The 15,953-nt window shown below is 41.8% G+C and carries 15 protein-coding genes and 4 pseudogenes; 8 read left to right on the top strand and 11 right to left on the bottom strand.

Annotation, left to right across the window (positions count from 1 at the left end; all coding sequences use genetic code 11):
• Positions 1-80: 80 nt before the first annotated feature.
• Positions 81-1,418: pseudogene (locus KA717_10325) on the bottom strand (IS5 family transposase).
• A 424-nt stretch (positions 1,419-1,842) separates the two neighbouring features.
• On the opposite strand from KA717_10325, the gene KA717_10320 reads away from it, so the two are divergent.
• Positions 1,843-2,178, top strand: a complete 336-nt coding sequence (locus KA717_10320) for a hypothetical protein (GenBank protein UXE63026.1) — start codon at positions 1,843-1,845, stop codon at positions 2,176-2,178.
• A 65-nt stretch (positions 2,179-2,243) separates the two neighbouring features.
• Here KA717_10320 and KA717_10315 read toward each other — a convergent pair whose 3' ends face one another.
• Positions 2,244-2,741 carry a molybdenum cofactor biosynthesis protein MoaE gene (locus tag KA717_10315; GenBank protein ID UXE63025.1) on the bottom strand — a complete coding sequence of 166 codons (498 nt, stop codon included), beginning with the start codon at positions 2,739-2,741 and terminating at the stop codon, positions 2,244-2,246.
• Positions 2,742-3,070: 329 nt separating this feature from the next.
• Between KA717_10315 and KA717_10310 the strand changes: the two genes are divergently transcribed.
• Complete coding sequence (locus tag KA717_10310; protein ID UXE63024.1) at positions 3,071-4,210, top strand: murein transglycosylase A; 1,140 nt, start codon at positions 3,071-3,073, stop codon at positions 4,208-4,210.
• 59 nt (positions 4,211-4,269) lie between these two features.
• Here KA717_10310 and KA717_10305 read toward each other — a convergent pair whose 3' ends face one another.
• On the bottom strand, positions 4,270-5,136 hold the full coding sequence (locus KA717_10305) for a BtpA/SgcQ family protein (protein UXE63023.1): 867 nt from the start codon (positions 5,134-5,136) through the stop codon (positions 4,270-4,272).
• A gap of 540 nt (positions 5,137-5,676) precedes the next feature.
• Here KA717_10305 and KA717_10300 point away from each other — a divergent pair.
• The 3 genes and pseudogenes from KA717_10300 (at position 5,677) to KA717_10290 (ending at position 7,575) form a co-directional block, all read left to right on the top strand.
• Positions 5,677-6,225: pseudogene (locus tag KA717_10300) on the top strand (IS607 family transposase).
• Positions 6,226-6,229: 4 nt separating this feature from the next.
• The gene (locus tag KA717_10295; GenBank protein ID UXE63022.1) at positions 6,230-6,427 is read left to right on the top strand and encodes a hypothetical protein; all 198 of its coding nucleotides are present in this window, start codon (positions 6,230-6,232) and stop codon (positions 6,425-6,427) included.
• Between the two features lie 122 nt (positions 6,428-6,549).
• Positions 6,550-7,575: pseudogene (locus KA717_10290) on the top strand (IS5 family transposase).
• A gap of 24 nt (positions 7,576-7,599) precedes the next feature.
• Here the strand turns inward: KA717_10290 and KA717_10285 are convergent.
• Both KA717_10285 and KA717_10280 read right to left on the bottom strand, forming a co-directional pair.
• The gene (locus KA717_10285) at positions 7,600-8,478 is read right to left on the bottom strand and encodes an ISKra4 family transposase (GenBank protein UXE64618.1); all 879 of its coding nucleotides are present in this window, start codon (positions 8,476-8,478) and stop codon (positions 7,600-7,602) included.
• Positions 8,466-8,708 carry a hypothetical protein gene (locus KA717_10280; GenBank protein ID UXE63021.1) on the bottom strand — a complete coding sequence of 81 codons (243 nt, stop codon included), beginning with the start codon at positions 8,706-8,708 and terminating at the stop codon, positions 8,466-8,468. Before KA717_10280 ends, KA717_10285 begins: the two co-directional genes overlap by 13 nt.
• A 60-nt stretch (positions 8,709-8,768) precedes the next feature.
• Here KA717_10280 and KA717_10275 point away from each other — a divergent pair.
• The 3 genes and pseudogenes from KA717_10275 to KA717_10265 all read left to right on the top strand — a co-directional run bounded on the left by KA717_10275 (position 8,769) and on the right by KA717_10265 (position 11,276).
• Positions 8,769-9,095 (top strand): annotated as a pseudogene (locus tag KA717_10275) (transposase).
• Positions 9,096-9,380: 285 nt separating this feature from the next.
• Complete coding sequence (locus KA717_10270; protein UXE63020.1) at positions 9,381-10,181, top strand: transposase; 801 nt, start codon at positions 9,381-9,383, stop codon at positions 10,179-10,181.
• Between the two features lie 171 nt (positions 10,182-10,352).
• A complete protein-coding gene (locus KA717_10265) occupies positions 10,353-11,276 on the top strand; it encodes a saccharopine dehydrogenase-like oxidoreductase (protein ID UXE63019.1) in 924 nt (307 codons plus the stop codon).
• Positions 11,277-11,306: 30 nt separating this feature from the next.
• Here the strand turns inward: KA717_10265 and KA717_10260 are convergent, their stop codons facing one another.
• The 6 genes from KA717_10260 to crtA form a co-directional block, all read right to left on the bottom strand.
• Positions 11,307-11,423, bottom strand: coding sequence for a CopG family transcriptional regulator (locus tag KA717_10260; protein ID UXE63018.1), 117 nt, complete (start codon positions 11,421-11,423; stop codon positions 11,307-11,309).
• A gap of 799 nt (positions 11,424-12,222) precedes the next feature.
• Positions 12,223-12,381, bottom strand: coding sequence for a hypothetical protein (locus KA717_10255; protein ID UXE63017.1), 159 nt, complete (start codon positions 12,379-12,381; stop codon positions 12,223-12,225).
• 401 nt (positions 12,382-12,782) lie between these two features.
• Positions 12,783-13,394, bottom strand: coding sequence for a PEP-CTERM sorting domain-containing protein (locus KA717_10250; protein ID UXE63016.1), 612 nt, complete (start codon positions 13,392-13,394; stop codon positions 12,783-12,785).
• Positions 13,395-13,556: 162 nt separating this feature from the next.
• Positions 13,557-14,285: an HpsJ family protein gene (locus KA717_10245; protein UXE63015.1), complete on the bottom strand. Its 729-nt coding sequence runs from the start codon at positions 14,283-14,285 to the stop codon at positions 13,557-13,559.
• 90 nt (positions 14,286-14,375) lie between these two features.
• The gene (locus KA717_10240) at positions 14,376-14,993 is read right to left on the bottom strand and encodes a cyanoexosortase A system-associated protein (protein ID UXE63014.1); all 618 of its coding nucleotides are present in this window, start codon (positions 14,991-14,993) and stop codon (positions 14,376-14,378) included.
• 107 nt (positions 14,994-15,100) lie between these two features.
• Positions 15,101-15,949, bottom strand: a complete 849-nt coding sequence (gene crtA / locus KA717_10235; GenBank protein ID UXE63013.1) for a cyanoexosortase A — start codon at positions 15,947-15,949, stop codon at positions 15,101-15,103.
• Positions 15,950-15,953: the final 4 nt, after the last annotated feature.

Genomic DNA, 15,953 nt, shown 5'->3' with positions numbered 1-15,953 from the left:
AAAATCACTCCTCACAAAAGAGAGGAAAATTAACACCATTTTTCAGAAGAAAAACGACTCTACAACTTCTTACTTTTTGTCTTCTGAAGTAGAGTAGAAAGATTCATTACCAAAAAGTTCATCGCAATTACCGTTTCCGAGGTCTCAGGTAGTTTGGCCATCACTCGACCAAGACTAAATTTCCTCTTTCCCTGTCCGAATTTACCCTCAATGGCATTACGCACTCTTTCATCTGAGCGTGCCTCTTTCTTTTTTTCTTTGCTCACCTCTTTCGGCGGTCTTCCCAATCGGGGACCACTCATTCTTATATCCCTTTCTTTACAATAAGCTTGATTCGCTTTTGTTCGATAGATTTTATCCACATGAACCGATTCCGGATAACATCCTGTTTCCCTTTTATATTCTTCTATTCGCTCTTGTAAATCTCCCGATTCGTTATAATTATTCCAACTCAATTTGTCTAAGAAGACAAAGCCATTCACACTACTTGCCGATATTTTAGCTCCAAACTCTACTGCTTTTCCTACTTTGCCACGCACTATTGGACGGATGTGAGGTTGGGTTATACTCACAATTCTGTTTTCTACTTTATTCGTCTTTTTTGCATACATCTCTAACTGTTGCTCATACACTTTTCTTATCGTTACAAGCTCTTCTTGCTCCTTTTTCGTTAGTTTTTCTAACTTGGCTCCCTCTTCTATCATTTTTTCTATATGAGACAAGTTTCTTTTTACATATTGTAGTTGTTTTTTTATTCCTTTTCTTCTTTCTTTTTTTGACACACGACGTTTTTTGACTATCTCTAGGTAGTCTTTTCTTGCTGCTACTCTATACGTTCTTGGCTTTTTTTTCTCTTTTCCTTGTATTTGTTTATAAAGCTCATCTATTGTTTCTTCTGTTTTTTCTCTTGCTTCATTCAATATTTCTATATCCGTTGGATATTTTATATCTGCTGGTGTACAAGTTGCATCTAACAATAGCTGTCCTTCATTTTCTTTTTTTTCTGACACTACTCCCTCGAACTTCTTTACCATTTCTTTATTAATTTTATTGATTAATTCCATTCCTATTCTTTTACGAAAATGAACCATCATTGACGCATTAAATGCTTCTTCGCTACTATAGCTTTCCATTCCTATAAAATACTGTAAATAAGGATTTTCTTTAATTTGTTCCACTGTTTCTCTATCACTTATTCCTAACATTTCTTTGATGATTAATGCCCCCAACGCCATTCTAAATGATTTCGCTGGTGCTCCTTTTTCCTCTGTGAAGTTTTTTGCATATTCTTCCTCATATTCTTCCCAGGGAATCATTTTTGACATTTTTACCCAACGATTTTCTGCGTCTAACTGCCCATCGAACGGATTTTTGAAGTTTTCTGGTGTCTTAGTTTCGTACTGTTGTCTTCCGTACATATGTTTTGCCTCCTTTTCCGGCAAGGTTTTCAAGCCATTTTAACCTATTTCCCTGTATTCTGCCTGTCCTTAATTCGGCTACTATCTTTTCTCCGTAAGAGTTTCAGCTTTTTTTCGGCAAGCCCTATCTAGGGTCTGCTGAAAAGGTCCACAAAACGAACCTAGATGCCACAGGACGCGAAAAATGGTGACTTCAGAGAGTTGTTTCCAATTTCAACCCCCAGTTTTCCAACGACGTGCATGGGCTTTGAGCCTCCAAAGGCCATAACCTTGCACCTGATCGTTTTTAAAATGCTTGAAAGCATTATCTGGCAAGGGTTCTATACTTATTCAGCAAGCCCTATCTAGTGTTGTGATGGCTAATGATGCCTGCATATAGCGTGTAAATTTTAAATTATTTATTTTCTTCTAATTGGTACGGAATATGGGTTTAAAGGCGATCGCTGAGATTTATCGAGTTTTAAGTGCAAAGGGCTATGGAATTATTACGGTTCCCCAAAAGGATCATCTATCAAAGACGTTTGAAGATGCAACCATTACCAAAATACGAGAGGACGTTTTCGGACAAGTGGATCATGTCCGGGTTTATGGAGATGACTTTCCCTATTTTTTAACAGCAGCAGGGTTTCGGTTAACCATTATTAATGAAACAACTTTTCCCGAAAACTTAGCTAAAAAATGGGTGCTGTTTCCGCCAACATTATCAATTCGTCCCCTGGCAACTAATTACCGTAAAATCTTCTTTGTCCAAAAACCTTAATGCTCAATGACAATCATCAGGAAATTCAACGGGATAGTATGATTTTTAGTGCCACCAATTCATCCTTAACTGTCAAGAGCATGGGCCATTTCGCATTCTCCAATGCCTATCCAGCGACTTGAGCCATCGACCCAATGTTCTTTTTTCCAGATGGGAGCTTGATGTTTGAGAGTATCAATGGCATATTGACAGGCGGCAAAGGCTTCTCCACGGTGGGGACACCCCACTGCGACCAATACACTGATCTCGCCAACGGCTAAACAACCTGTGCGATGATGAATGACCACTCGATTTGCTTCTGGCCATTGTTGACGTATTTGTGCTGCAATTTGTTGAAAAATGATTAAGACCATCGGTTCATAGGCTTGGTATTCCAAGTTAATTACCGCTTTTCCTGCTGTTTGTTGCCTGACAGTGCCACTCATCACCACGATCGCCCCATTGGCTGGATCGGCGGCTAATTGATAAACCCCTTCTAAAGCCAGGGGAGCAAAACCGATCTGGAGACTATCCTGAGAGTCAGTCGGAATGGGGATCGGAGTCGAGAGGAAAGAAGAGAGCATAGTCTGAGGAATAGGGCTGAATGCGATTGGTTAATGGGTTTGTTGAATCATCCATTCTACGCTTGGCAAAGCTATCCGCCAACATTACCCACTACACTTTTACTTTATCAAACTCGTTCGCCCTCTGCCTCTGAATGTTCGGCTGAAATCATGCAAAAGTTAACATTTCCTCTTTTTCTGCTTACTTAGCTTCGTAAACCTTAGGGCAAGACTGCGGGTTATGCTTATAAACAGCTTTACTGGGCTTTGCATGAGGTTAGGAATAGATTGGCACAAAGGTGTACCAAGGTGGGTTGATAATCTCTTTTTTTAAGATATAATTTTCTGTCATGTATCAAAAAGTCTGCACCTTATCCATTGTTTTATTGGCCCTAACGGTCATTCCCAATCCTCCGTTAGTTTCTCAAAATAGTCCTCTCACGGTGGTCAAGTTAGCGGTTAATAATCCTAATCTAGGTCTGGATGAACAACTGTGGCAAAAAGATCGCTGGGCTTTAATCCAAGCCATTGATCATAGTTTGCGTTATCTCAGTTCTCCTAGTGCCGTCCAAGCTTACCGTCGTTATTCTGTACCTGGCTTTAGCCGCGATCGCGTTAAACGTTCTTTGTTGCGTTTTAAAACCTTGTTGAAACAGGCCCGCAATCCTCAGGAATTACAAGCGGCGGTTAAACGGGAATTTGTTTTCTATCAGGCAGTTGGGAATGATAATCGTGGCACTGTCCATTTTACGGGCTATTTTGAGCCGACCTATACGGCCAGTCGTCATCGTACTAATGAGTATCGTTATCCCCTTTACCGTAAACCGGCCAATTTTGCCGCCTGGTCAAGGCCCCATCCCACCAGGGCAGCCCTAGAAGGGAGTGATGGCTTAGGCACAAAAAGTTTAATTAAAGGGAGGGAATTGATTTGGTTCCGCGATCGCCTAGAGGCTTATTTAGTGCAAATTCAAGGAGCGGCAAAGATTCGTTTAACCAATGGCAAAAGCATTTCAGTCGCCTTTGATGGCAGTACAGACTACCCTTATACGAGTATCGGCAAAGAATTAGTGAAGGATGGCATTTTTCAGCCAGGTGAGTTAACCTTACCGATTCTGATTGATTATTTAAAAAAACATCCCGAAGCTCTAGATCGGTATCTTCCCCGCAATCATCGTTTTATTTTCTTTCGAGAAACTTCCGCAGCCGCAAAAGCAAAAGGGAGTTTAGGGCTGCCTGTCACCCCCGAACGTTCGATCGCAACGGATAAATCTTTGATGCCACCAGGGGCCTTGGCCCTATTATTAGCTCCGATTCCTAATACCAATCTACAAAAAGAAAGCGTTAGTCGTTATGTGTTAGATCAGGATACCGGCAGTGCCATTAAAGGTGCGGGTCGGGTGGATATTTTCATGGGAACGGGGAATTTAGCCGGCGATCGCGCTGGGTTAATGAGTGATGACGGGCAACTCTATTATTTACTGTTGAAATAATCCCATGGAATACTTTTGTCCCTATCTCAATCTTGATTCCGTCAGTTCTGTAGAGATTTCTACGAAGCTCTATGTTCTATCGGACTGCGATGAGAATTGGAAGCTAGTATTGGATCAGACTTTTTTTCCGTAACTTCTCTCACTGCTTCCACAAATTGGGCAACCCGAATGGGATCGATCGGTTCACTGATTTTGCCATTCCGTTTTAGAGAACTGGCCACAATCACTCCATCAGCAGCCTGCATTAATTGACCCACATTATCCCAATCAGCCCCACTACCAATAAACACGGGTGTATCCTTGGCGGCAGCTTTGGCTAACTCCAAATCTTCTTGACTAGGAGGACTACCCGTTGCCCAACCAGAAAGAATGACCCCATCCGCTAAACCTCGTTCAATGGTGTCCTGGACTGCGGTGGTTAAATTGGGGGTTCCTAAGGGACGGGCGTGTTTAACTAAGACATCGGCCAAAATTGCCACATCTGATCCGAGTTCTCGACGAAAACGTAATAATTCCTGGGCATTTCCTTCAATCAGTCCTTGATCGGTTGCCATGATGCCAATTAGTACATTTACCCGAATAAAGTGGGCATTGACACAGGCGGCGATCGCCATTGCACTGGTTGCGTCATTTCTTAAAAGATTCAGCCCCACGGGAACCACAACCAGATTCATCAGACGATCCACAATCAAGGTCATGGCACTGACAACCGCCGGATTGACTTGATCCTTAGCAAAGGGAGCATCAAAAAAATTCTCGACAATAATACCATCGACTCCTCCGGCTGCTAATGCAGTTGCTTCCTGTTCTGCTCGCTCGATCACTGCTTTGAGATTCCCTCCCCAACGGGCGGAGGTGGGTAAGGGCAACAGATGAACGACTCCGATAATCGGGTTGCGGGTCTGAAAGGTTTGAATTAAATCCACTGCACTGAGTCCTAATGCACCCCTGATGGGTCATCCTATATTTTTGAGAGCCAACTACAAATTTTACTCTAACGTAGAAAATATACTCTAAAAAAATAAGATCTAGAGAATATCACATCCAGACTTAGTAATTATCAACTATGAATTCAGCCGCGAGTTAAAATTCTCAATTAGACTTAATTGGAAATAGCGACAGCTCTGAAGAGGCGACAAGACTATCCCTATCTCTTGCTAGGCAAGTATTTTAGGCTATTGAGTTTCTACAAAATCCTCTTCCATAAGACGTACTAATTGAAGATCTTATTCTTGAATTTAGGCAGTTTCTCAAATCCCCTCAAGCTTAGTCCTGTCGCGGAACGAAGCACCCGTGGCTTGTTTTTTAGCCTGGTATATAGGGAAAGAGAGCAAGATTTAATCCACGAATACCGACAGAATGCGCTAGAATGCGCTAGAATGGAAGCGTCGAATTGAGGGATTTATTATCGCAAAATATGTTAAACCCAAAACCGCAGCAGGAATGCTCGGAAAACCGCAGCAGGAATGCTCGGAGTCCACGTCCGAACCCTGGTTAAATGGGAGCAGGAAGGGAAAATCCAAGCAATTAAAACCCCGTCAGGACAAAGGCGATACGACACTGAATCCTACACAGGGAAATAGGTTGAGCCAACTAGAGCTACCGTTATTTACGCTCGTGTCAGCAGTAGGGGACAATCCGAAGACCTCTCAAGACAAGTCGCCGTCCTCCAAGAAAAATACCCGCAAGCGGAAGTCGTCAGCGAAATCAGGGGAGGACTCAACTTCAAAAGACAAAAACTTACAGCCTTATTGGAACGAGTCATGTCTGGAAATGTCGCAGCAATTGTGGTCGCTAACAAAGATAGGCTTGCCCGATTTGGATTTGATTGGCTTGACTGGTTCAGCCGAAAGTTTGGATGCTCAATCGTGGTTCTCAATGAGACAAATCTCTCTCCTGAAGCCGAGATGGTTGAAGACATCCTCGCCATTCGACCTTGTTTCTCAAGGCGATTATACGGACTCCGAAAGTATAAAAATCTATCCCAGTCTGGAGTTGAAGAAACAGTGGAATAAATGGATGGCGGCTTGTCGTTATTGCTTTAATCAAGCTATTGACTACCAAAAGAAAAATGGCAGGATTAGCAAGGGAAAATTAAGGAATATCATCATGCAATCCAACCTTCCTGAATGGGTAAAAGAAACCCCTTGTCATATCAGGCAGAATGCCATTTTTGATGCTCACCAAGCCTATACTGCCAGTCGGGATTGTAAGTAGGGCTTGCTGAAAAAAGCTGAAACCTTTACGGAGAAAAATAGTAGGCGAATTAAGAACCGCTAGAATGCACGAAAATAGGGTAGAATGCCTCAAAACCATTGCATTAAGAAGAGAGAAAGCAGATGTACCGAAAGCAACAGTACTCAATTGAAACACCAGAAAACTTGAAAAATCTGTTCGGCGGGCAGTTAGACGAAGAAAATCGTTGGATAGAAATGTCAAAAATGATTCTTTGGGAAGAATATGAGGAAGAATATGCAAAAAACTTCACAGAAAAAAAAGGAGCCCCAGCCAAATCATTTAGAATGGCATTAGGAGCATTAATTATCAAAGAAATTTCAGGAAAAAGTGACAGAGAAACAGTAGAACAAATAAAAGAGAACCCTTATTTACAGTACTTTATAGGAATGGAAAGCTATAGTAGCAAAGAAGCATTTAATGCGTCAATGATGGTTCATTTTCGTAAAAAAATAGGAATGGAATTAATAAATAAAATTAATAAAGAAATAGAAAAAAAAGCGACGGGTGTAGCGTCAGAAAAAAAAGAAAATGAAGGAAAGTTATTGTTAGATGCGACTTGTACACCAGCAGATATAAAATATCCAACGGATATAGGAATATTGAATGATGCCAGAGAAAAAACAGAAAAAATAATAGATAAGCTGTATGAAGAAATAAAAGAGAAAAGGAAAGAAAAGCCGAGGACTTATAGGGAAGTGGCAAGAAAAGAGTACTTAGCCATAGCAAAAAAACGTCGTGTGTCAAAAAAAGAAAGAAGAAAAGGAACAAAAAAACAACTAGGATATATAAAAAGAAACTTGTCTGATATAGAAAAAATGATAGAAGAGGGAGCAAAGTTAGAAAAACTAACGAAAAAAGAGCAAGAAGAGCTTGTAACGATAGGAAAAGTGTATGAGCAACAGTTAGAAATGTATGAAAAAAAGACAAATAAAGTAGAAAACAGAATTGTGAGTGTAAGCCAACCTCACGTGCGTCCAATAGTGCGTGGAAAAGCGGGAAAAGCAGTAGAGTTTGGAGCTAAAATATCGGCAAGTAATGTGAATGGCTTTGTCTTCTTAGACAAATTAAGTTGGGATAATTACAACGAATCGGGAGATTTACAAGCGCGAATAGAAGAATATAAAAGGGAAACAGGATGGGGTGCATCCCACTTAAGATAATACATTGACACTCAAAAGAGGAGAGTGATTGAGATAAGCACATCGTAGCCGAAGAATACGAGAAACATTATGAAGATGCCAACGTGCTCCCGACAATTTAACCCTAGCTCCCACCTGTTTAATCTTAGACTCCACATCACCAGAACCAATCACAATACCAAGCTGTTGATAGTATTGGTAATCAGGGATACGCTGATAATGCTTCGTCAAATAGGCTTGAAAATTCTTTGCCCTCTTGCTTTTGACTCCATCAAACGCATCTATTGCCTTGTTCACAAAACCCCGCCACAGTAAATGCTCCACTGCTTCTAGCCGTTTGAGAGAGCCACCCACTTTGAACAGATTCTCCTTGAGATGATACCAATCCAACACCTCTCGTCGTATCAGCCACGATTGAGTGGCGAAACTCTCTACCGCATTCCAGATTCCGGGATGACCATCTCCCAAAAAGGTCACTATTGGGGACAAAGGTTGAACATTGCTCCAATTCTTTAAGCCCTCTGGGTCTTGGAAAAAGGCTTCACAGACATTGCCATGAAGACTCACCAGTTTATAATCTCGCCACTGTCCCCCTTCCTTCTCCTCGCCCCGCAGACAAATCTTTCCCCCATCTATACTGACCCCCGCACTCTCTGACTGAGCTTGAGCTAAGGGCAGTTCTGTCCGTTCTACCAAGCGATGTAAACTGCTATGTCCTACTTTTATCCCCATCAACTCCTCTATATCTTCTTCTGCTTGTTGGTAGGATGTTTTCGCACTGGCTCTTAGACAGCATTTCTCTAAACCTGGACTTAAGACGATTTTTGGCGACACCTTTAGTTTTCTGGCTTGTTTTTGGCTTATTTCCACTTCTCCGACTAGGGTTTTGATTTTTCGCTTGTTTCCAGACCGTTTTTTTCCCCCTTCTGAAAAAAAAACTCCCCCATTGTTGGCCCCACAATTTCTAACATCTGGGTTCTGACTTCTACTTCGATGCTTCCAAAGTCCTTCTGTTTCTCTGGTTCCGTATATTTGCGCAAGATACGGGCTGATTCGGTGAGATGCTGTTTTAACAGTGCTTTTTCTTCTGGGGGAATCGGTAACATACTTTTTTCGCTCATCAGTTTTTTTCCATTTTACCCCAGATTCTATGTACTACTTTATCCGGGATGTACCCAACAGGATGTTATCCGGAATCGGTTCATGTGGATAAAATCTATCGAACAAAAGCGAATCGAGCTTATTGTAAAGAAAGGGATATAAGAATGAGTGGTCCCCGATTGGGAAGACCGCCGAAAGAGGTGAGCAAAGAAAAAAAGAAAGAGGCACGCTCAGATGAAAGAGTGCGTAATGCCATTGAGGGTAAATTCGGACAGGGAAAGAGGAAATTTAGTCTTGGTCGAGTGATGGCCAAACTACCTGAGACCTCGGAAACGGTAATTGCGATGAATTTTTTGGTAATGAATCTTTCTACTCTACTTCAGAAGACAAAAAGTAAAAAGTTGTAGAGTCGTTTTTCTTGTGAAAAATGGTGTTAATTTTCCTCTCTTTTGTGAGGAGTAATTTGTGTTGACCTTTTTAGACAGAAAGGAACAATAGATTAAACAAAATCTGTATTTTGATTTGTTTCCATAAGGATAAGTTATCTATGCTTTTTCAGTCCATACTTCCCTAACCCACATTTCTTTCGTTTTTTGACTTTTTCAGCAAGCCCTAAGTATAGAAGTTGTAAGGCTCCTAGAAAAACAATTAAATTCAACAACTGTAACTTTAGTCATGGAACATGGTATCCCTTGTTAACAAAAGGACTTGGCTTTATTTCTTCAGAAGTAATCCCTGACGTTAGTCTTTATGCGACTCAACTAATCAAGGACAAGTCGGGTGATTGGTTCTGTATGTTCCTTGAAGAAGCAAAACCGATACCCCAACAAGGAAATCGCATTATTGCTCTTGACCCAGGAGTAAGAACTTTTCTAACAGGATTTGACGGACAAAACTTCTTGGAAGTGGGTTCATCAGACATGGGGCGAATCAACCGACTATGTAAATATCTTGACGATCTAATGAGTCGAATTAGCCTGTCAAAAGTTGCTAAAGAACGACAAAAAATGAGAAAGGCAGCCTCTCGGTTACGAGGTAAAATCCGTAATTTAATTGATGACTGCCATAAAAAAACAGCAAGTTACTTAACAAAAAAATATCCAGCTATCTTGCTGCCAAAGTTTGAAACGTCAGAAATGACCAATCGTTCCAAGCGAAAAATCAGAAGTAAAACTGCCCGACAAATGTTGACCTGGGCGCATTATCGGTTCAAACAAGTCCTTAAAAATAAAGCTGAGTTAAGTGGCTGTCAGATGTTTGACGTGACAGAAGAATTTACCAGCAAAACTTGTACGAAATGCGGACATATCCACACAAAACTAGGTGGTTCTAAGGTTTTTCGATGTCCCGTTTGTGACCACGTTATTCCACGCGATTGGAATGGTGCTTTGGGTATTATGCTCAAGGCTTTGTCGGGTACGACCTTCACTCTCAGCAACGAGGGTGATGCTATTGTTGCAAAATGCGGTAATATACCGCTTTCTGTTGCATAAATGTATCAGCATCGTTTTGGCTCCAATTACCGTGACAAAGTGCTAATGCTGAACAGATAATTAGAAAATCATCTAGATCAAAGGAAAAACTGTATGAATAGACAAGAACACCCTCAAATTTTACGAATAGGGATCCTTGGTTTTGGCGGTTTAGGCCAAGCAGCCGCGCAGATGCTCGCTCCAAAACAGGAAATGCGTTGGGTTGCTGCCGCCGATCATAAAGGTTACGCTTATCAAGCTCAAGGTTTACCACTTCAGTCCGCGATCGCCGTTTATCAGGAAAAAGGTTCTCTGGGTTATTTAGATCCCTCTGGGGTTTTGAGCGATCGCAGTATTGACGAATTATTGTCCCAGGCAAAAGTAGATGGCTATTTTCTCGCCTTACCTAACTTGCCGAATACCTTTATGGCCGATGTCGCTCGCCGTTTTATCCAATCCGGTTGGCAAGGCGTATTAGTTGATGCCCTGAAACGCACTAGTGCCGTAGAGCAGCTATTGGAGCTAAAAGACTCGTTGGCCACTGCGGGTATTACCTATATGACTGGATGTGGAGCGACTCCTGGACTCTTAACGGCAGCAGCGGCTTTAGCAGCCCAAAGTTATGCCGAGGTTCATCGCGTTCAAATTACCTTTGGGGTCGGTATTGCTAACTGGGAAGCCTATCGTGCCACGATTCGAGAAGATATTGCTCATATGCCTGGCTATGATGTGGACAAGGCCAGAGCCATGACCGATGAAGAAGTTGCCATGCTACTCGATCAAACCAACGGTATTTTGGCCTTGGAAAATATGGAACATGCTGATGACATTATGCTGGAACTAGCCGGCATTTGCGATCGCGAACAGGTCACTGTGGGGGGCGTTGTTGACACTCGTAATCCGAAGAAACCATTGAGTACCAATGTCAAGATTACAGGACGCACCTTTGAAGGCAAAATTTCAACTCACACCTTCACCTTAGGAGATGAAACCAGTATGGCGGCCAATGTTTGCGGGCCTGCCTTCGGTTATTTAAAAGCAGGGATACGCTTACATCAACGGGGGTTATACGGATTGTACACGGCGGCTGAAATTATGCCTTTGTTTGTGCGTTGACATTCTCAGTTTCTGTTAACTGCCAATAGCTCATTGACTACTTTCGATGCGCTTGTTCAACTTTCGTTTTAATGAGCGAATATATTCTCTGAGAACATCAGATTGGGTTCTCCCTTCCTGTTCACAGTATTGTCGAAGTATTTCCATCTCTTTTTCGGGAACGTTGACATTAAGTCTATGCATAAGTATCTGGTAAGTAATCACTGACGCTAGAGGGAACGTATCTTTTTTTTAAACAACTTACTCCATAAGGGTTTCACTCTCAATTTACCTAAATATGGATATAAAATCCTTGATAGAGATATAAAATCCTTGCGGAGTAAAGTTTTTAGTGATTAGTGCGTTTTCCCTGTCACTTATGGCAGTCTATCATGATTATTAAGCGTTAAAACTCTCTATCAACTATGTCTTATGACGGATTTTGACCATTTAAACTATTGCCGAGTGAGAAAAGCAAATGCTTGTTTACTAGGACTTTTGACGATTTCGACTAACTGTAATACTTGATATAGATAGAAGTACAAATAGTAATTTATTGAGTATTACTTGTCATTTATTTACTCCTATCTGAATGATATTTTTATTGTCAGTGTTTATTTTGAGAAAAAAGTTGCTAGAAGTCGCGCTTTCAGAATCTGGCCCATTCGCTTAATCGCCAAATACCAATAAACTAAACTCCGGCAATCACTGCGCCGAGATTCCACTTGATAGAACTCTTAAATAGGGTCTGCTGAAAAAGTCCACAAAACGAACCTAGATGCCACAGGACGCGAAAAATGGTGACTTCAGAGAGTTGTTTCCAATTTCAACCCCCAGTTTTCCAACGACGTGCATGGGCTTTGAGTCTCTAAAGGCCATAACTTTGCACCTGATCGTTTTTAAAATGCTTGAAAGCATCATCTGGCAAGGGTTCTATACTTATTCAGCAAGCCCTAAATAGAGCAAATTATTGAGTAGAACGCGCTTCCTTAGCTTGATTTTCTATTTTTTCTTTGGCCCCAGTCATAAAACTACTGAGGTTTTTTTTGATGGTTTCAACAGATTCTCCGGGTTTGGGGGCAATGGTTAATCCTCCTTTTTGTAGTGCTTGTAATAGTTCCTGCATAGGTTGGCCTTTACGTGACATACTCCCAGCACTAACCGCTTAGGCGGTACAGTGTGGGCTTCTCCCACCAGAAAGTCGTTCTACGATGGAACTGGACTGGAGCGTTTTATAGTGAGACGATGCCCAACCCCACTTTTTGAAATTTCTTTTTCATCCTATTTGAACCATGCAACGGAGTCGCTTGTTATTGATCGAATCTTCTTCATTGAAGAAGTGCCAACAATCAGAGGCTTATCAGACATCTTACGGGAAGGAAATCAACCCTTATGGCAATCAGGTTCTTTATTGCCTTGTCCAAATAATAGCACTTTTTGTTAATCTTCGCGGCATTGAGCCACTCGATTAACTCGACTTTCATCCCATCGCTCACCTGTCGGTAGAGCGTGGGGCTTCCCATCGAACTAGCTAAATCTTAGGTAAGATTCAGAATCACTATTTTGAGACTGTTTTTTAGCATATTCCTTTTGGCCAAAGGCACCAAAGCCCAAAGCCGCTAAAGAACCGAGGATGGTCAAGGGTTCAGGAACAGGACTCGGTTGGGGGCCATTAGGCAGCAAGGAACTTCCATTGGGCAGTTGATAATCTCCCGAGACAAATCCGATAGGAACAGCATCAGCAGTGACAACAAAGGTTTGATACTTTACGTTACCGTTGATTTGATTCACATTAGAGAGGGCGGTATAGGTAACTTCTCCAATAGAGGGATCAACATTTACCACCGTTTGAAACACCAATGTATTAGGTACGACAATTGTATCACCGGTAGATGAACTCATGGCAGCAGCAAAACCGGCTGATTTAAGTCCACTGAAACCACTAAAGACAATTCTGTTATCATTGCCGAGGGATTGGTCAAATCCTTCCGAATTGAAGCCGAATTTCCAATCAATAGAACCACCACTAGGACTGGCACCCAAGAAGTCAAAACTGTAGGCTTGTGCATCCGGAGTCAGGGCAAGAAAGCCCAGACCAGAGACTACCAGTCCCAGAGAAACTGTTTTGAAATTGATCATTTAGAGAACTCCTCACGTTAAACTAGGAGGAAAAGGCGAACAAATGCAGAGTATTGAGATAAGAATACTGGGCGTTCCCAATACAATACCCCTCATTATAGTAGATGTTATTGTTTTTGCAGTATCTTTAAAAGCTGGACCTTTTACTATGGGGTCGCGATTTCAGAATCTGGCCCATTCACTTAGTCGCCAAATACCAATAAACCAAACTCCGGCAATCACTGCTCCGAGATTCCATTTGATAGAACTCTTAAATAGGGCAAATTGTTGATTAGAACGTGCTTCCTTGGCTTGGTTTTCCATTTTTTCTTTGGCCCCAGTCATAAAACTACTGAGATCTTTTTTAATGGTTTCAACAGATTCTCCAGGTTTGGGGGTAATGGCTAATCCCCCTTTTTGTAGTGCTTGTAATAGCTCCTGCATTTGCGCTTCATTATTGACTGTTTGCAACTGAGTTTGAACTGCTTTAATCTGAGCAACTTGTTTATCAACTTGGCTCAAGACTTGAGAACTGTTAATTTCATTAATACGAATCGTGTTAAGTAGCCCTAGGGGAACCATTAGCAGATAAAGAATGCCAATTACCAGGGTAAACCACGATAAGAATTTCAAAAGGGAAGCTTCCCACCGGCGGCGATTGACTTCTGCGCCACTAAAAACCAAAACAAAGGCGAGTAAGGGAACAACAACTTTTTCCACGAGAGCACCAATGGTTTGAAATTCCCAGAGTGGATTCATGAATTTCAAGGGAGTGAGGACATCTAACCAATCAAAGAGAGTAAATAATAATAAGCCATAACCTAACCAACGGAAAATACTGAGTGCTTGGCGGAAACTAAAAGAGAGTCCCTGTAGGTCTTCTATTTGTGCTTTTAAATTTTCGTTGTCCAAAGGAAACATAAGTTATTGTCAATTATTCAGAGGATTACAGGAAAGGGGATCCTAAAGAATTTTTATCACCTATTGGCTGTGGAAATCCTGCTAGGGAAGATGTTGTTCAAAATAAGTTTGCCACCATTGGCTCCAAGTGGGCCAAACTTGTTGGAGCAAAGTATAATTACTGCCTTGTTCAGAAATGTTGTTTTCTGGTAAAGATAGATCCATCCAAAGACAACGATTATCCAGCAAAGGAGTACGACCAACCATCCATGATAGTAAACGATTCGGACGCAGATCGCTAGTATAACGAGTTTGAAAAAATTGTTCTCTTGTTACTACAGTACCGCCTTTTGGGGTGAGGCAAGCGGTGAGGTGCGATCGCTGTTTATCTGTCAGTAAGGCATAATAGCCCATACCAGGCATTTGCTTGAGGGTTAGGGGGGGGACATTGGCATTGCGATAGTAGGTAATCAGTGCCTTAACATCACCGACACTTGGTGCAAAGTAACGCATCTCGATGGTTAGAGTCTTTGGCCCTTGACGATACTGGTAAGCTTGACCATTGATGAAATTAAATAGTTTATCTGCCTCTGCTTGGGTGGGTTTAGAAAGGGTGATCGCTGGAGCTTGTTGCCAATTAGGAAGGGGAACAGTGGCGGGAAAATTCAGGGGTTGAAGACGATAGGACTGGGGAAAAAAGAGGACTTTTACAAAGGTCAACAGCGCACCGCTACAAAGGCCGATGAGGATTGCGCGTCGCCAGAAAGGCCAATTATAGGGTTGAGGAACTGGTGAATTGAGGGGAAGGTTAGATGATGGGGGTGGGGTCATGATAACGTTTTTTCACGGCGCAGCAGAAACAAGTAGTAAGTCCCAAACAGAATAACAATAATGAGGGTAAAGGTTAAGGAGCCTTCGCCTTCGTGCCAATAGTTAAAAGCAGTCGGGTCACTGGGGCTAAGAACAGCAAGAATCGCCACACGACTAATATTCATGATAAATGCTAGGGCTAAAGCGACGAGGGGAACAGAAAGTCTTTTTTTCCAACCAGAGACAGGAAATAATAGTAAAAAAATGATAGAAACTTTGAGAAGATAGGTGAGATTATTAACGCCCGCACAGACATCATTAATAATAATGCCACCGGTCGGTAAATAGAGATGATTACCTTGGGTTGATACTTGAAAGCCCAAATACCAAAGACTAAAACCAACCAATTTGGTAATTACAAGGGCTAAAGGATTGGCAATATTCAGAATACCAATGCCCAATTCGGCCGGAATGGCTAGTAGCCCCAACATAATCATTTCTCGCCAATATTGACCCAGACCCTTAAAACCAGAAGCCAGCAGAGCTAATCCCATACCACTAATAAGGGGAATGAGGGTCAGACCCGGATTAACAACGGCATTAGCACTCCTTAATAGCACAATTGCAATCAAGAGTCCCCCCAATAAGGTGGAAGGGAAGTCACTGTTCAGTTTAAGGGTGTGGCGTTTACGATTAATCAGAGAACCGATCGCAAACCAAACCAGAATACTCAATCCCAAAAAATCGGAGGAATTAGCCTGTTCTGTCAGGGTGAAATGAATGCCGATTAAACAAGCGGCCAATCCTAATAACCAGAATTGGTTTGTTTTTAAATCAGCGATCGCTGGTAGGGGCAAAGATTTCATGAAG

This window comes from Woronichinia naegeliana WA131 (assembly GCA_025370055.1).
Lineage (GTDB): Bacteria > Cyanobacteriota > Cyanobacteriia > Cyanobacteriales > Microcystaceae > Woronichinia > Woronichinia naegeliana.
Note: the sequence above shows the minus strand (reverse complement) of the source record. Positions and strands in the feature narration are given on the sequence as shown.

Coding starts and splice junctions, on each gene's coding strand:
- KA717_10320 (UXE63026.1), top strand. CDS start 1,843: ATGGGTTTAAAGGCGATCGCTGAGATTTATCGAGTTTTAAGTGCAAAG.
- KA717_10315 (UXE63025.1), bottom strand. CDS start 2,741: ATGCTCTCTTCTTTCCTCTCGACTCCGATCCCCATTCCGACTGACTCT.
- KA717_10310 (UXE63024.1), top strand. CDS start 3,071: ATGTATCAAAAAGTCTGCACCTTATCCATTGTTTTATTGGCCCTAACG.
- KA717_10295 (UXE63022.1), top strand. CDS start 6,230: ATGGCGGCTTGTCGTTATTGCTTTAATCAAGCTATTGACTACCAAAAG.
- KA717_10280 (UXE63021.1), bottom strand. CDS start 8,708: ATGAGCGAAAAAAGTATGTTACCGATTCCCCCAGAAGAAAAAGCACTG.
- KA717_10265 (UXE63019.1), top strand. CDS start 10,353: ATGCTCGCTCCAAAACAGGAAATGCGTTGGGTTGCTGCCGCCGATCAT.
- KA717_10260 (UXE63018.1), bottom strand. CDS start 11,423: ATGGAAATACTTCGACAATACTGTGAACAGGAAGGGAGAACCCAATCT.
- KA717_10255 (UXE63017.1), bottom strand. CDS start 12,381: ATGCAGGAACTATTACAAGCACTACAAAAAGGAGGATTAACCATTGCC.
- KA717_10250 (UXE63016.1), bottom strand. CDS start 13,394: ATGATCAATTTCAAAACAGTTTCTCTGGGACTGGTAGTCTCTGGTCTG.
- crtA (UXE63013.1), bottom strand. CDS start 15,949: ATGAAATCTTTGCCCCTACCAGCGATCGCTGATTTAAAAACAAACCAA.